Annotated in this window: 17 protein-coding genes; 14 read left to right on the top strand and 3 right to left on the bottom strand. The window is 68.3% G+C overall.

Annotated features, from left to right (window positions below):
• Nucleotides 1-36 precede the first annotated feature (36 nt).
• Nucleotides 37-885, bottom strand: coding sequence for an SDR family oxidoreductase (locus tag ASD13_RS13735; protein WP_055870201.1), 849 nt, complete (start codon nt 883-885; stop codon nt 37-39).
• Between the two features lie 93 nt (nt 886-978).
• Here ASD13_RS13735 and ASD13_RS13740 point away from each other — a divergent pair, with 93 nt between their 5' ends.
• The 8 genes from ASD13_RS13740 (at nt 979) to glmM (ending at nt 7,671) form a co-directional block, all read left to right on the top strand.
• Nucleotides 979-1,344, top strand: a complete 366-nt coding sequence (locus ASD13_RS13740) for a winged helix-turn-helix transcriptional regulator (protein ID WP_055870204.1) — start codon at nt 979-981, stop codon at nt 1,342-1,344.
• A gap of 99 nt (nt 1,345-1,443) precedes the next feature.
• The gene (locus ASD13_RS13745) at nt 1,444-2,985 is read left to right on the top strand and encodes an APC family permease (RefSeq protein WP_055870207.1); all 1,542 of its coding nucleotides are present in this window, start codon (nt 1,444-1,446) and stop codon (nt 2,983-2,985) included.
• Between the two features lie 2 nt (nt 2,986-2,987).
• Complete coding sequence (gene rraA, locus ASD13_RS13750; RefSeq protein ID WP_055870216.1) at nt 2,988-3,455, top strand: ribonuclease E activity regulator RraA; 468 nt, start codon at nt 2,988-2,990, stop codon at nt 3,453-3,455.
• Nucleotides 3,456-3,498: 43 nt separating this feature from the next.
• Nucleotides 3,499-4,347, top strand: coding sequence for a tRNA pseudouridine(38-40) synthase TruA (gene truA / locus ASD13_RS13755; protein WP_055870219.1), 849 nt, complete (start codon nt 3,499-3,501; stop codon nt 4,345-4,347).
• A 137-nt stretch (nt 4,348-4,484) separates the two neighbouring features.
• Nucleotides 4,485-5,153, top strand: a complete 669-nt coding sequence (locus ASD13_RS13760; protein WP_055870221.1) for an endonuclease/exonuclease/phosphatase family protein — start codon at nt 4,485-4,487, stop codon at nt 5,151-5,153.
• A gap of 185 nt (nt 5,154-5,338) precedes the next feature.
• Nucleotides 5,339-5,785, top strand: coding sequence for a 50S ribosomal protein L13 (gene rplM, locus ASD13_RS13765; RefSeq protein WP_017828209.1), 447 nt, complete (start codon nt 5,339-5,341; stop codon nt 5,783-5,785).
• Between the two features lie 27 nt (nt 5,786-5,812).
• The gene (rpsI, locus tag ASD13_RS13770; protein ID WP_017828210.1) at nt 5,813-6,298 is read left to right on the top strand and encodes a 30S ribosomal protein S9; all 486 of its coding nucleotides are present in this window, start codon (nt 5,813-5,815) and stop codon (nt 6,296-6,298) included.
• A gap of 14 nt (nt 6,299-6,312) precedes the next feature.
• On the top strand, nt 6,313-7,671 hold the full coding sequence (gene glmM, locus ASD13_RS13775; RefSeq protein ID WP_055870223.1) for a phosphoglucosamine mutase: 1,359 nt from the start codon (nt 6,313-6,315) through the stop codon (nt 7,669-7,671).
• Nucleotides 7,672-7,707: 36 nt separating this feature from the next.
• Here glmM and ASD13_RS13780 read toward each other — a convergent pair whose 3' ends face one another.
• A complete protein-coding gene (locus tag ASD13_RS13780) occupies nt 7,708-8,637 on the bottom strand; it encodes a helix-turn-helix domain-containing protein (protein WP_055870224.1) in 930 nt (309 codons plus the stop codon).
• A 123-nt stretch (nt 8,638-8,760) separates the two neighbouring features.
• The gene (locus tag ASD13_RS13785) at nt 8,761-9,705 is read right to left on the bottom strand and encodes a Ppx/GppA phosphatase family protein (RefSeq protein WP_055870230.1); all 945 of its coding nucleotides are present in this window, start codon (nt 9,703-9,705) and stop codon (nt 8,761-8,763) included.
• A 28-nt stretch (nt 9,706-9,733) separates the two neighbouring features.
• Between ASD13_RS13785 and coaA the strand changes: the two genes are divergently transcribed.
• From coaA to ASD13_RS13815, 6 genes are all read left to right on the top strand, one after another.
• Nucleotides 9,734-10,687 carry a type I pantothenate kinase gene (coaA, locus tag ASD13_RS13790; protein WP_017828214.1) on the top strand — a complete coding sequence of 318 codons (954 nt, stop codon included), beginning with the start codon at nt 9,734-9,736 and terminating at the stop codon, nt 10,685-10,687.
• 73 nt (nt 10,688-10,760) lie between these two features.
• The gene (gene glmS / locus ASD13_RS13795; protein ID WP_055870232.1) at nt 10,761-12,608 is read left to right on the top strand and encodes a glutamine--fructose-6-phosphate transaminase (isomerizing); all 1,848 of its coding nucleotides are present in this window, start codon (nt 10,761-10,763) and stop codon (nt 12,606-12,608) included.
• A gap of 93 nt (nt 12,609-12,701) precedes the next feature.
• Entirely contained in the window at nt 12,702-13,061 is a 360-nt protein-coding gene (locus tag ASD13_RS13800) for a holo-ACP synthase (protein ID WP_017828216.1), read from the top strand.
• Complete coding sequence (gene alr / locus ASD13_RS13805) at nt 13,058-14,164, top strand: alanine racemase (protein ID WP_055870236.1); 1,107 nt, start codon at nt 13,058-13,060, stop codon at nt 14,162-14,164. The genes ASD13_RS13800 and alr overlap by 4 nt, the downstream gene beginning before the upstream one ends.
• Entirely contained in the window at nt 14,161-14,646 is a 486-nt protein-coding gene (tsaE, locus tag ASD13_RS13810; protein ID WP_371861308.1) for a tRNA (adenosine(37)-N6)-threonylcarbamoyltransferase complex ATPase subunit type 1 TsaE, read from the top strand. The genes alr and tsaE overlap by 4 nt, the downstream gene beginning before the upstream one ends.
• The gene (locus ASD13_RS13815) at nt 14,643-15,470 is read left to right on the top strand and encodes a response regulator transcription factor (protein ID WP_055870238.1); all 828 of its coding nucleotides are present in this window, start codon (nt 14,643-14,645) and stop codon (nt 15,468-15,470) included. Before tsaE ends, ASD13_RS13815 begins: the two co-directional genes overlap by 4 nt.
• Nucleotides 15,471-15,476 lie beyond the last annotated feature (6 nt).

Here is a 15,476-nt window from a genome sequence, read left to right on the forward strand (position 1 = left end):
CCGGGGGGACGGCGGCACTCGGTCTTGCGGAAGCGATCAGGCGGAGGCGGCGCGCAGTCCTTCGAGGAGCGGGGTCGTCGGGCGACCGATCAGACGCGCGAGCGTGCCGTCGGTGTCGGCGAGTGCCCCGTCCTTGATGCCGGCGTCGAGCGCGGCGACGAATCCGGCCGTGCCCTCGTCGAGGCCGGCCTCACGCAGCGCCGCGACCTGGTCGTCGAAGCCGAGACGCACATACGAGACCTCGCGTCCGGTCAGCTCGGAGAAGGTCGCAGCGAGGTCGGAGTACGTCCAGGCGACGTCGCCCGCCAGCTCGTACACCTCGCCGATGTGCCCGTCTTCGAGCGCCACTGCGGCCGCAGCCTCGGCGAAGTCCCTGCGGCTCGCCGAGGCGACGCGTCCGTCCCCGGCACCGGCGGCGAGCACGCCCGTCTCGGCGGAGCGGGTGAGGTCGGCGACGTAGTTCTCGGTGTACCAGTTGTTGCGGAGGATCACCGCGGGCACACCTGCGGCGGCGATGAGCTCTTCCGTCGCCTTGTGCTCCGGCGCCAGGACCAGGTCGCTCGTGGTGGCCTTCGGCACACTCGTGTAGACGAGCTTCGAGACGCCGGCGGCCTTCGCCGCATCGATGACCGCTCGGTGCTGGGCGACGCGCTGACCGACCTCGGAGCCGGAGACCAGCACGACGGTGTCGATACCCTCGACGGCGGTCGCGACCGAGGCGGCGTCGGTGTAGTCGAGGTGCACGACACGCACGCCCAGATCGGCGGCCTTGGCCGTGTTGCGAGCTCCGGCGACGATCGACTGCGGGTCGGCGCCGCGCTCGAGGAGGCCGGCGATGATGAGACGGCCGAGGTTGCCGGTCGCACCGGTGACGAGGATGGTCATGAGGGTCCTTTCGTAAGTGACATCCTCGACAACCCGAGAGCGGGCATCCCGCATTCCATCCAGCGGGTACCCACTTTGAAGTAAGGTACCCACATGACGGTTAGTTTCGCGCAGATAAAGGAATCCACTCCGTTCGTCTTCGATCAGAACTGCGGCACGCGCGTCATCCTCGATCACATCATGAGCAAGTGGGGCGTTCTCGTGCTCTCCTGCCTGTCCGACGGCACCCACCGCTGGGGCGCGCTGCGACGGGAAGTCGACGGCATCAGCGAGAAGATGCTCGCCTCCACCCTGCGTACGCTCGCCGACGACGGATTGGTGCACCGGGAATCCCTCCCGACCGTGCCGCCCCACGTGGAGTACAGCCTGACCCCGCTCGGGCGTGACCTGATGGAGAGGATGCTGCCGTTGATGGAGTGGGTGGCCGAGCACGCTGACGGCATGCTCGAAAGGCCCTGATTCCACGGATTCCGTCGTGAAGGTCCATTCCGCGCTTCGGATTCAGACGGTCGAAGAAACCCGTTGACGCGATAACCGTGGTGGCTCTACTGTTCTGACATGGCAGCAACGACGCCGATTCATCTGGAACGACCCGACGGCAAGGGTCTGGCTGCGGGAACACTGGGGCTCTGGGGCTCGACCGTCATCGGTCTCGCCTCGACGGCGCCGGTCTACTCGCTCGTCGCGACGCTCGGCTTCGTGGTGCTCGCTGTGGGCGCCCAGGCGCCGATCGCCTTCATCATCGCCTTCGTCCCGATGCTCCTGATCGCCTTCGCCTATCGCGAGCTCAACAACGCGGTCCCCGACTGCGGGACGACCTTCACCTGGGGGACCAAGGCCTTCGGCCCGTGGGTCGGCTGGATGGGCGGCTGGGGTGTTGCTGTGGCCGGCATGGTCGTGCTCGCCAACCTGGCCCAGATCGCCTCGGTCTACTTCTGGTCGCTGATCGGGCAGGACCTGGAGAACAACGACTGGCGGGTCGTCGTGGTGGCCGTGCTCTTCATCGCGGCCATGACCTGGGTCAGCTGGCGCGGGGTCGAGATCGGCGAGCGCATCCAGAACATCCTGCTCGGCATCCAGTACCTCGCGCTCGCGATCTTCGTCGTCACCGCGCTCTGGCAGTTCTTCGCCGGCACCGCACCCAATCCGACCCCGTTCGACTGGGAGTGGATGAACCCGTTCGCGTTCACCGACTGGTCGGGGTTCACCGAGGCCATCCTGCTCGCACTCTTCATCTACTGGGGATGGGACACCTGCCTCGCCCTGAACGAGGAGACGAAGGACCCGAAGCGCATTCCGGGTCGCGCAGCGCTCCTGACGACCGTGATCCTGCTGTTCACCTACGTCGCCGTGACCATCGCGGCCATGATGTACGCCGGTCTCGGAGAAGACGGCACGGGCCTGGGCAACGAGGCGAACGCCGACGACTTCTTCCTGGCGATCAAGGACGGGCTGCTCGGACCGTTCGGCTGGGTGCTGGTGGTCTCGGTGATCATCTCGGCGATCTCGTCGACCCAGACCACGATCCTCCCCACCGCTCGCGGCACGCTCGCGATGGGTGTGTACCGCGCTCTGCCCGCCCGGTTCAAGGAGGTGCACCCGACCTACAAGACCCCGTCGTTCTCGACCATCGTGATGGGCGTGGTCGCGTCGCTCTACTACGTCGGGATGACGCTGATCAGCGACAACATCCTGCAGGACTCGATCCTCTCGCTGGGGCTCGCGATCGCGTTCTATTACGCCATCACCGGGTTCGCCTGCGTCTGGTACTTCCGCAAGGATCTGACCTCCTCCGCCCGCGAGTTCTTCTTCAAGGGCCTGTTCCCGCTGCTGGGCGGGCTCATGCTGGCCTGGGCGTTCATCCAGTCGGCGATCGACATGTGGGACGTCGACTACGGCTACACGGTCCTGTTCGGCATCGGCGGCACGTTCGTGATCGGCGTCGGCTCGCTGGCCTTCGGCCTGGTGCTGATGTTCCTCTGGTACCTGTTCCCTCGATCGAAGCGGTTCTTCCGCGGTGAGAGCCTGAACCGGGAGACCCAGGTGATGGTGCCGGACGAGCCCGCCGTGACGATCCGTTCCATCGACGGAGGCATCTGAGGATGCCGGTCGCGACGGCGGATCTCTACGACGAGCTCGAAGAGGGGATACAGTCGCTCTCGCTGCAGCTGCGATCGTTCGGCCGCCGGTCGACATTCGACGGTCCGATCCGCACCGTCCGCTGCTTCGAGGACAACGCGCTCGTGAAGTCCGTGCTGGCGACACCCGGTGCGGGCGCCGTGCTCGTCGTCGACGGTGCAGGCTCGCTCGAGACGGCGCTCATGGGCGACCTGATCGCGGCGTCAGCGGTGGCGAACGGCTGGGCGGGTGTCGTGATCAACGGGGCGATCCGCGACCGCGTCGCGATCGATGCGCTCGACCTCGGCGTCAAGGCACTGGGCACCAATCCGCGCAAGAGCGCCAAGCTCGGTGCGGGCGAGCTCGACGTCACGCTCGTGATCGCTGGAGTGGTGTTCCGACCCGGGGCGCATCTCTACAGCGATGAGGACGGCATCCTGGTCGAGCGCTGAGGGTCGCCCGGTGGTATCGGGGCGCTTGTCCTAGGCTTGCTGCGTGCGCATCCGTCTCGACATCGCCTACGACGGCACCCACTTCCGCGGGTGGGCGAAGCAGCCGACTCTCCGCACGGTGCAGGGGACGCTGGAAGCGGCGCTCGCGCGCATCGTCGGCTCCGACGTGCAGTTCGTGGTGGCCGGCCGCACCGACGCCGGAGTGCATGCGAGCGGCCAGGTCGCGCACGTCGACCTCGACGAGAAGCAGTGGTCGCGCATCGAAGCGAGGCAGGGGCATGCACCGCTGGAACCAGCCGAGACCATCGCCGGGCGCATGCGGGGAGTGCTCGGCGCCTACTCCGATGTCACCGTGACCCGCACGTCGATCGCTCCTGAGGGGTTCGACGCGCGGTTCTCCGCCGTCTGGCGACGCTACCGTTACCGTCTCGCCGATGGTCAGGCGGGCTACGATCCGCTACGCCGCCACGACACGACCGTCGTCCGCGGTCGCCTCGACGAACGTGCGATGGATGCCGCGGCGAGGACCCTGATCGGACTGCACGACTTCGCGGCGTACTGCAAGCCGCGTGAGGAGGCGACGACCATCCGCACCCTGCTCGACTACCGCTGGGAGCGCGATGCCGACGGCGTGCTCGTCGCCGAGGTCAAGGCCGATGCGTTCTGCCACAGCATGGTGCGCGCGCTCGTGGGCGCCTGCGTGGCCGTGGGCGAGGGGCGCCTCGACGTCGACGACCTCGTGGTGCTGCGCGATGCGCTCACCAGGACCAGCGAGTTCAAGGTGCTCGCCGCTCGCGGCTTGATCCTCACCGAGGTCGGCTACCCCGCAGACGAGCTGCTCTCGTCCCGTGCCACTCAGACCCGCGCCCGTCGCGATGGAGCGAGCGGCTGAGATGACGGCGCCGCCCGGCAGCGTCGCAGACATCGTGATGTGCGCGTGCTCTCGGTGAGGGCGTTATCGGAATCCGCTGGGGATACGGTGACGATCCGGAGCCGGGGCACAGCAGGGGCGAGTAGCGTGGAACGGTCATGAAGGTCATCTCGTACAACCTCCAGAAGCACCGGGCCGCCGGCGAACTCGCGGCGCTGGTGCGCGAGCACGATCCCGACATCCTCTGCCTGCAGGAGTGCGACGTGCCCGAGCTGCCGGCGCAGATCGGCGATCTCGTGCTCGCGGACGCCACCCAGGGCAACCGCCTCGGACTCGCGCTCTTCTATCGCGCGAGCACGTTCCGCCTGCAGGCGATCCGCATGCTCGGCCTCAAGAAGTCGCTGCACGACCGCATCGCGAAACCGGCGCACGAGCGCGTGCTCGGTGCGCGGCTGAGCGACATCGACGACCGCCAGGATTTCATCGTCGCCTCGTTCCACGCAGCACCGCTGACCGCGTTGAACTCCCTGCGACGCCACCAGATCCGTGCCGCGCTCACCGAGCTCGCGGCACTCGGCGAAGGTCTGCCCCAGCTGATGGTGGGGGACTACAACTACCCGATCTTCAAGGAGAACCTCGGCCAGGCCGTGCGCGACCACGGGTACGCGCTCTCTCTCAGCGACGACCACACCTACACGCGCTACCGCGTCTTCCGCGGGCACTACGACTTCGCCACCTCCACGGGGTTCGAGATCGAGCGCATCACGACCCTGCCGCAGGGGGCGAGCGATCACCGGCCGATCCTCGTGACGGTCAAGCCCGACTGAGCCCGTGGTTTGGGCATACGGCACGGCGTGGCGTATGATTTCTCTTTGGTGCCTTTCCCCGCTCGCGGAGAAGGGGCATCGTCCGAACGTGAGCCCTCCACTGGCGTGTTCCTCCCTGTCGGGAAGAACCACCCCGGAGTGGGATTCACGAACTTCTCCGTTCGACACAAGAAAGCAGCACTATCGTGACGCGCACTTACACCCCCAAGGCTGGCGAAGTCCAGCGCGATTGGGTCGTCATCGACGCCACCGACGTCGTTCTCGGCCGTCTGGCCTCGCACGCCGCTACGCTCCTGCGTGGCAAGCACAAGCCGACCTTCGCCAACCACATCGACTCGGGTGACTTCGTCATCATCGTGAACGCGGAGAAGGTTGCGCTCACCGGTCAGAAGCTCCAGAAGAAGATGGCCTACCGCCACTCCGGTTACCCGGGCGGCCTGAAGTCGGTCACCTACGCCGAGCTCCTCGAGAAGAACCCGGTCCGCGCTGTCGAGAAGGCCATCCGTGGCATGCTCCCCAAGAACAGCATCGGCCGCCAGCAGCTGTCCAAGCTCAAGGTGTACGTCGGTGCCGAGCACCCGCACGCCGCGCAGCAGCCGACGCCGTACACCCTCGACCAGGTCGCCCAGTAAGCGCCGTAAGACTTAAAGGACATACTCGTGGCTGACATCCAGGACACCACCGAAACCCCCCAGAACTTCTCGACGTCGACTCCCGAGACCGACGTGGTCGAGGCGGCTCCCCGCCCCGTCCTCAGCGTCCCGGGTGCCGCTGTCGGCCGTCGCAAGCAGGCCATCGCCCGCGTGCGCATCGTCCCCGGCTCGGGAACGATCACGGTCAACGGCCGCACGATCGAGGACTACTTCCCGAACAAGCTGCACCAGCAGCTGATCAACGACCCGTTCACCGTGCTGAACCTCGCCGGTGCATACGACGTCATCGCGCGCATCTCCGGCGGCGGCCCCTCGGGCCAGGCCGGTGCGCTTCGCCTCGGTATCGCCCGTTCGCTGAACGGCATCGACGAGGAGAACAACCGCCCGACCCTGAAGAAGGCCGGCTTCCTCTCGCGCGACGCTCGCGTCAAGGAGCGCAAGAAGGCTGGACTCAAGAAGGCCCGTAAGGCGCCTCAGTACTCGAAGCGTTAAGGTCAACTGCTCCGATGCCGATCTTTGGCACGGACGGTGTGCGAGGACTCGCCAATGGCATCCTCACCGCCGACCTGGCGCTCACCCTGGCCCAGGCGACTGCTGTCGTCCTGGGCCAGGGCCGTACTGCGGAGGCTCGCAAGGCCGAAGGCAAGCGACTCACCGCAGTGGTCGCCCGAGACCCCCGGGTCTCTGGACACTTCATCGCCGCGGCCGTCGCCGCAGGTCTCGCCTCCTCCGGAGTCGACGTGCTCGAGGCGGGAGTCATTCCGACGCCCGCGCTCGCATTCCTCGTCGCCGACCGTGACGCCGACTTCGGCGTGATGATCTCGGCGTCGCACAATGCTGCGCCCGACAACGGGATCAAGATCTTCGCCCGCGGAGGCCGCAAGCTTCCCGACGTGGTCGAGCAGCGCATCGAAGAGGCCATGGCCGGCGACAAGCTGCGCCCGACGGGTGCCGGAGTCGGTCGCATCGATCGGTTCTCCGACGCTGAGGACCGCTACGTGGTGCACCTGCTCGGATCGCTCCCGAACCGCCTGGACGGCATCCACGTGGTGCTCGACTGCGCCCACGGCGCGGCATCCGGCGTCTCACCGGAGACGTTCCGCGACGCCGGCGCCGAGGTGACCGTCATCGGGGCAGACCCCGACGGCTGGAACATCAACGACGGTGTCGGCTCGACCCACCTCGACAACCTCGCCGAGGCCGTCGTGCGTCTGGGCGCCGACATCGGCATCGCCCACGACGGCGACGCCGACCGGTGCCTCGCGGTGGATGCCGAGGGAAACCACATCGACGGTGACCAGATCATGGCCATCCTCGCGGTGTCCATGAAGGAGCGCGGTCACCTCACCGACGACACCCTCGTCGCGACGGTGATGAGCAACCTCGGTCTGCATGTCGCGATGCGCGAGCACGGGATCACCGTCCGACAGACCGCTGTCGGAGACCGCTACGTGCTCGAGGACATGAACGAGGGCGGCTACGCGCTCGGCGGCGAGCAGTCCGGTCACGTCATCATGAGCGAGTACGCCACCACGGGTGACGGAATCCTCACAGGCCTGCACCTGGTGGCCGAGATGGCGCGGCAGAAGAAGTCGATCGCCGAGCTCGCATCGGTGATGACCATCTACCCGCAGGTTCTCATCAACGTGCGCGATGTCGACAAGGACCGCGTCTCCGACGACGAGGTCGTGCAGCAGGCCGTACGCGACGTCGAGATCGAGCTGGGTGATTCCGGACGCGTGCTGCTGCGCAAGTCCGGCACCGAGCCGCTGGTGCGTGTGATGGTGGAGGCGGCCGACGCAGAGTCGGTGCATGCCTATGCCGGACGCCTCGCGGCGGTGGTGCAGGAGCGCCTGTCGCTCTGACGTCCGCACAGATTCAGTGACGGCCGACCGCTGTGTTCAGCGGTCGGCCGTCTCGTTCTGGGGGCGTTGCGCGGCCTCGCGGTGCGCGCGAAGCGCACGGGGGGTGGCGCCGTACTCTTCCTCGAGCGCGCGACGCAGGCTGATGGGTGAGGGAAAGCCGGCACGCTGCGAGATCTGCTCGATGCTCAGCGAGTCGAACCGGCTGTCGAGCAGGAGCGACTTGGCCAGACGCGCCCGCTGACGCCTGATCTCGCAGGCCACGCTGTTCTCCGCCTCCGCGAAGACCAGCTGCAGCTGACGCAGCGACGCTCGCACTTCGCGGGCGACCCGTGCGGGGTTCAGCGCAGGGTCGCTGCACTGGTGCGCGATGACAGCGACCGCCTTGTCGCGCAGAGCGGCGTGGGGGGAACGGTGCCCGGATGCCCCGTCGATGCGGTCGAGCAGGATGGCTCCGCTCATCTCCACGATCAGGCGCTCGATCGCGTAGCGTTCGATCGCGGTCGCCGTGTCGTCGACGGCCAAGACCTGCTCGACGAAGGCCTGCATCGCGCGGTCCAGCGGGCGCCGCTCCTCGAGGACCTGAGCGGTGGCGGGCAGCGCCGCGACGAATGCTCCGAGCGCGGCCCGGGGAACACACGCGGCGGTGATGCTCCAGGAGCCTGCGCAGCGCACGTGCTGGGCGATCCCGGACGGCGCGATCACGAGCCCGCTCCCGACCGGCATCCACGGGCCGTTGTGCTCTTTCGCCACGAGTCCGGGTGCATCGACGAAGGCGAACACGGCGTGGTCGGGGCGTACGGTGACGGTGTCGATGGACAGTTCGTGGGCTGCGCCCTGCATCGACAGCAGGAGCACGGGGCCGGTCGTTCGCTGCGTCGACGTGATCGTCGTGCGTTCGTCGACGACATGCACGCCGTGTGAGAGCAGCTCTCCTGAGCCGATCTCTCTCACATCTCCCGGACTCACACAGCCTCCCCGACGCCGATGACCATGGGGCGGCCCCGACCCTGGGCCGGTGCTCGCTTGGTCAGAGGATACCGGCGGCGACGGAGGCGGCAACAGAGCCTGTCACTCCGTGCGACCGGTCGCTCAGCGTCGGGAGTCGTTCCAACCCAGCTGCTCGATGTACCGCAGCAGCACGCCTTCACGCAGCGCCCACGGCGATACTTCAAGCTCGTCGACGTCCAAGGCGGTCATCGCGGCGTGCAACGACACGGCGGCCGCCACGATCTGGAACGTGCGATCCGGTGTGATGCCCGGCAGCTCCTGACGCGCGGAAGCGGGAAGGCGTGCGAGGCGTGGGATCCACGATCCGAGCGACGCCCGGGGGAGCAGCATCCGCTCGCTTCCGGACCACCCCGGTGCCGGGTAACCGACCAGTCGGGCCAGAGAACGGATGGCCTTCGACGACCCCACGACGTGATCGGGCCGGGGGAGCGCGACGAACCGCGGGAGGACATCGGCCAGAGTCGTCGCCGCGTGGGCGCGCAGCCGCTCCACATCGCTCTCGCCCGGAGGATCGTTCGGCAGGAACTGCACCGTCATTCGCCCGGCGCCGAGGGGAACGGATGCCGCAGCGTCGGGCATCTCCTCCGCTCCTGCGGCGATCTCGAGTGAACCGCCCCCGATGTCGAGGAGCAGGATCTGTCCGGCCGACCAGCCGAACCAGCGTCGCACCGCGAGGAACGTCAGCTCGGCCTCGGTCTCCCCATCGAGCACCTGCAAGGGCTGGCCGAGAGCCGCTTCGATGCGGGCGATGACCTCGGTTCCGTTGCGCGCATCGCGGACGGCGCTCGTCGCCGTGGCCAGCAGCGCGTCGACGCGCTCGCTCTCCGCCACGCGCCGCGCCTGCGCGACCGCGGCGACGAGGGCGACGACGCCTTCTTCCGAGATGGAGCCGTCGGGCGTGAGGTAGCGCATGAGGCGCAGCACCGTCCTGTCGCTCGTCGTCGCGAGCGGCCGTCCGCCGGGGCGGACGTCGGCCGCCAGCATGTGGACGGTGTTGGATCCGATGTCGAGGACTCCCAGGCGCACGGGAAGAGACTACTCGCCCCCCGATACGATGTACTCCGTGACCACCGCCGACCCCACGCTGCCACTGTCGCCTTATCGGGAGATCGGACGCGCGGAGTGGGCGCGCCTGGCGGCCGGGCTCGACCAGCCGCTCACCGAGACCGAGGTCGTCGAGCTCCGCGGCATCGGGGACCGTCTCTCCCTCACCGAGGTGCGCGAGGTGTACCTGCCGCTGAGCCGTCTGCTCAGCCTGTACGCCACCGCGACAAAGCGACTGGGCGCTGCCACCTCGTCGTTCCTCCAGGAAGACGACACCACGACGCCGTTCGTCGTGGGCGTCGCCGGTTCCGTGGCTGTGGGCAAGTCCACCATCGCCCGTCTGCTGCGCGAGCTCATGAGCCGCTGGCCGGGAACGCCTCGGGTGGAGCTGGTCACCACCGACGGATTCCTGTACCCGAACGCCGAGCTCGAGCGCCGCGGCATCATGGATCGCAAAGGGTTCCCCGAGTCGTACGACCGTCGAGCGCTGATCGAGTTCCTCACCGAGGTCAAGAGCGGCGCCACCGAGGTGCGGGCCCCGTTCTACTCCCACATGCGCTACGACATCGTGCCGGATGCGAACGTCGTCGTGCGCCGGCCCGACGTCGTGATCGTCGAGGGACTGAACGTGCTGCAGCCGCCGCCCGCTCCGAACGATGTCGCCGTGAGCGACCTGTTCGACTTCTCGATCTTCGTCGACGCCGACACCTCGCACATCGAGAAGTGGTACGTCGACCGCTTCCTCGCGCTCCGTCAGGCCGCTTTCAGCAACCCGTCCTCGTACTTCAACGTGTTCGCGCACCTCACCGACGAGGAGGCGATCACCACGGCCCTCGGCTACTGGAACGAGATCAACATGCCCAACCTCGTCGAGAACGTGATGCCCACGCGGCACCGCGCACGGCTCGTGCTGCGCAAGGGCGCCGACCACGATGTCGAGACGGTGCTGCTGCGCAAACTCTGAGGCCGCAGCCGGACCGTCGCTGTCCGAAGAATGTACGGACGACTCGCAAAAAAACCGTCTTACTCTTGATCCCATGTGTGGAATCGTCGGATACGTGGGCCCGCGCCCCAGCCAGGACATCCTTCTCGCAGGCCTCGCCCGCCTCGAGTACCGCGGATACGACTCCGCGGGTGTCGCCGTCATCGACGGAGACGGCGTGCTCGGCATGCGCAAGAAGGCGGGCAAGCTCGCCGTGCTGCGCGACTCGCTCGCCGACGCGCCTCTGCCCGATGGGTCGACCGGGATCGGACACACCCGCTGGGCGACGCACGGCGGACCGACCGACGGCAACGCTCACCCGCACCTGGCAGACGACGACAAGCTCGCCGTCATCCACAACGGCATCATCGAGAACTTCTCCGCACTGCGTGACGAGCTCCTCGCCGACGGCGTGGTGTTCCGCAGCGAGACCGACACCGAGGTCGCCGCTGCCCTGCTCGGACGCGAGTACGCCGGCAACGGCGGCGACCTGCAGCTGGCCTTCCGCAGCATCGTGAACCGCCTCGAGGGCGCGTTCACCCTGCTGGCGATGCACCAGGACCACCCCGGCCTCGTGGTCGGCGCCCGTCGCAACTCCCCGCTCGTGATCGGCCTCGGCGAAGGGGAGAACTTCCTCGGCTCCGACGTCGCCGCGTTCATCGAGTACACGCGCAAGGCGCTCGCGATCGGCCAGGACCAGATCGTCTCGATCACGCCGGAGTCCGTCACCGTCATGGACTTCGCCGGCACGCCCGTCGAGCCCGAGCCGTTCGACGTGTCCTGGGATGCCGCCGCCGCCGAGAAGGGCGGATGGTCGAGCTTCATGGCCAAGGAGGTCGCCGAGCAGCCCGAGGCCGTCGCCAACACGATCCGCGGGCGCATCCACGACGGCCAGGTCGTCATCCCCGAGCTCGACGGACTGGACGAGCTCTTCGTGGGGATCAACCGGGTCATCATCACCGCCTGCGGCACTGCGTCCTACGCGGCGCTGGTCGGCAAGTACGCGATCGAGCAGTGGGCACGCGTGGCCGTCGACGTCGAACTCGCCCACGAGTTCCGCTACCGCGACCCGGTGATCGGCGCCGACACGCTCGTGGTGTCGATCAGCCAGTCGGGCGAGACCATGGACACCCTGATGGCCGTGAAGTACGCCCGCGAACGCGGCGCACGCACGCTGTCGGTCTGCAACACGCAGGGCGCCACGATCCCGCGCGAGTCGGATGCCGTCGTCTACACCCACGCCGGACCCGAGGTCGCTGTGGCCTCGACCAAGGCCTTCTCCGCGCAGATCACCGCGCTCCTGCTGCTGGGCCTGCACATGGGTCGGGTGCGCGGCGCGATCACCGACGCCTCGGTCGACGTCGCAGAGCTCGCGGCGCTTCCGGAGAAGATCGCCAAGGTGCTCGAGAGCGAGCAGGAGCACGTCACCCAGCTCGCCGGATGGATGGCGGACACGCGTTCGGTGCTGTTCCTGGGGCGCCACGTCGGCTACCCGATCGCGCTCGAGGGTGCGCTCAAGCTCAAGGAGATCTCCTACATCCACGCCGAGGGCTTCGCCGCCGGTGAGCTCAAGCACGGTCCGATCGCGCTCATCGAGCCGGGGCAGCCGGTGTTCGTGCTGGTCCCCTCCCCGCGTCACTCGGCACTCGTGCACTCGAAGGTCGTCTCGAACATCCAGGAGATCCGCGCGCGCGGTGCCCGGGTGATCGTGATCGCCGAGGAGGGCGACGCTGCGGTGCTGCCGTTCGCCGACGAGGTCATCCACATCCCGCTCGCCGGGGCGATGTTCGAGCCGTTGCTCGCCGTCGTGCCGCTGCAGATCTTCGCGATGGCACTGGCCACGGCCAAGGGCCTCGACGTCGACCAGCCGCGCAACCTCGCCAAGTCGGTCACCGTCGAGTAAGGCTCTTCTCGAATCACCTGAATGGCTTCGTTTCCACGGGAACGGAGCCATTTGGGCGATTTCAACCGAACGCACGCTCGGTAGGCTGAACGGGTGATCATCGGCACCGGCATCGACCTCGTGGACATCCCACGGTTCGAGCGCACGATGGAGCGGACTCCGCGGCTGCGTGAGCGGCTCTTCGCCCCTTCCGAGCGCACTCTCCGTCTTCCCTCCCTCGCCGCGCGCTACGCCGCCAAGGAGGCGCTGATCAAGGCGCTCGGCGGTTCGGACGGCGTGCACTGGACCGAGATCGAGATCGCCTCCGAGCCCTCGGGGCGACCGCACTTCGTGCTGTCCGGGTCGACGGCCGCGGTCGTCGAAGAACGGGGCATCCTCACGCTGCATCTCACCCTCACCCACGACGCCGGTCTCGCCGCGGCGTTCGTCGTCGCCGAAGGAGCACCGCTGTGACCGCCCCCTTCCGTGAAGCGAGCATCGACCTCGACGCGATCGCCGACAACGTGCGGCACTTCCGACGCCTGACCGGCGTCGAGGTGATCGCTGTCGTGAAGGCCGATGCCTACGGCCACGGCGCGGCGATGGCTGCAGTCGCGGCGCTCTCGGCCGGTGCCACCCGCATCGGCGTCGCCGAGATCCCCGAGGCGCTCGAGCTGCGCCGGCAGGGTGTGCATGCACCGATCATGGCGTGGCTGCATGCTCCGGGGGAGCGGTTCGAGCAGGCGGCTGCCCAGGATATCGAAGTCGGGATCTCGTCGTTCGATCAGCTCGAGGCGGCCGCGACCGCTGCTGCGGTCGACCGCCCGGTGGGGGTGCACCTGAAGTTCGAGACCGGTCTGTCGCGCAACGGCATCGCCCCGGCGGACTGGGGGCGTGTGCTCGCCGAGGCCGCGCGCCTCGAACGCATCGGACGCCTTCGCATCGTCGGACTGTTCAGTCACCTCTCCAACACCTCGGCGGAAGACGACAGAGCAGCGCTCGCGAAGTTCGAAGAGGGGGTCGCTGCGGCGGCGTCCTTCGGCATCCACCCCGAGGTCCGGCACATCGCCGCGACCGCGGCTGCCATCGACCTGCCGGAGATGCGCCTGGATGCGGTGCGCATCGGCGTGGGACTCTTCGGCCTCTCGCCGTTCGACGATCGCAGCTCCGCCGAGCTCGGCCTGCGTCCGGCGATGACGCTGCGGGGGGCGATCGCCGCCGTGCGCAGAGTGCCGGCCGGGACGGGCGTCTCCTACGGCTACGACCATCGCACGGACCGCGACACGACGCTGGTCCTCGTGCCTCTCGGATACGCCGACGGCGTGCCGCGCAACGCGTCGGGGAAGCTCCCGGTCTCCATCGGCGGACGCCGGTTCGTGAACGTCGGACGCATCGCGATGGATCAGTTCGTCGTCGACGTCGGAGACACCCCGGTCTCGATCGGCGACGAGGTCGTCTTGTTCGGCGACCCCACCCTCGGCGTGCCGTCAGCGGCGGACTGGGCCGAGGCCGCCGACACCATCAACTACGAGATCGTCACCCGCATCGGTCCCCGCGTGCCCCGGCGGGCCTCGTGAGCGTGGACCCTGCGTTCCTCGGTCGTCGGGAGATCGCGACCGCCGAGGAGATGGAGCAGCTGGGCCTGCGCATCGGCGAACAGCTGGAAGCCGGCGACCTCCTCGTCCTGACGGGTCCGCTCGGAGCGGGGAAGACCACCTTTACCCGCGGGCTCGCCGAAGGGCTGGGGGTGCGCGGTCCCGTGCAGAGCCCCACCTTCGTGATCGCCCGCACGCACCCCTCGCTGGTCGGCGGAGCGCCACTGGTGCACGTCGATGCCTACCGCCTCGGTTCGGCGGCGGAGCTCGACGACCTCGACCTCGACCTCGAGCGCTCCGTCGTGGTGGTCGAGTGGGGCAGAGGCATGGCCGAGGAGCTGGCCGACTCCTGGTGGGACATCGAGGTGGAGCGGCCTGTGGGGTCGTCGGACGACCTCGACCCTTCGGAGCTCGATTCGGATGCGCCGAGGATCGTCACGATCGTGCGCGAGAGCGCCGCATGACCTCGACGTCGACGCCCGCACTCGTCGCCGTGATCATCGAAGACGATCCCGACGTGCGATCACTCCTGGACGAGGTGTTCCTCGCGGCCGGCTTCGAGACGATCCTCACGGGCTCCGGCGTCGAGGGGCTCGCTGCCGTCGAACAGCACCATCCGGTGATCACGACCCTCGACATCAACCTTCCCGGCATCGACGGCTTCGAGGTCGCCCGACGGATCCGGCGGGTCAGCGACACCTTCATCATGATGCTCTCCGCACTCTCCGAAGAGTCCGACGTGGTCCTCGGGCTCACCTCGGGAGCGGACGAGTACCTGGTCAAACCCTTCCGCCCGCGCGAGCTCCGCGCCCGTATCGAGGCTCTTCTGCGGCGTCCGCGGCTTCCGGCCCCCGGTGTCGCCGACGCCCGCGTGCCCAGCCCTCGACTGCCGGACAACGGCCGGTCCGATCCCGGCGCCGAGCAGGCGCCGGACGGAGCGACGGTCCTGACATGGCGCGGCCGAGTGCACCGCGATCTCAGCCTCGACCTCGACACGCGACTGGTCCTGATCGGGCAGCGACGGATAGAACTCACACCGACCGAGTTCGACCTGCTCGCGATGCTGCTGGAGGCCGGGAAGCGGGTGTGCGGCAAGGCCGATCTCGCCCGAGGCCTGCGCGCTGCGCCGCCGGGGTCGAACGACTACGTGAGCGAGCCGGACAAGCGGGCGATCGAGACGCATATCGCGAACCTGCGACGAAAGCTCGGCGACAGCACGACGCAGCCGCGCTACATCGAGACCGTGCGCGGCGTCGGCTACCGGCTCACGTCGGACGAGGGCTCGTGAAGACCG

The organism is Microbacterium sp. Root1433D1, from assembly GCF_001426835.1.
GTDB lineage: Bacteria > Actinomycetota > Actinomycetes > Actinomycetales > Microbacteriaceae > Microbacterium > Microbacterium maritypicum.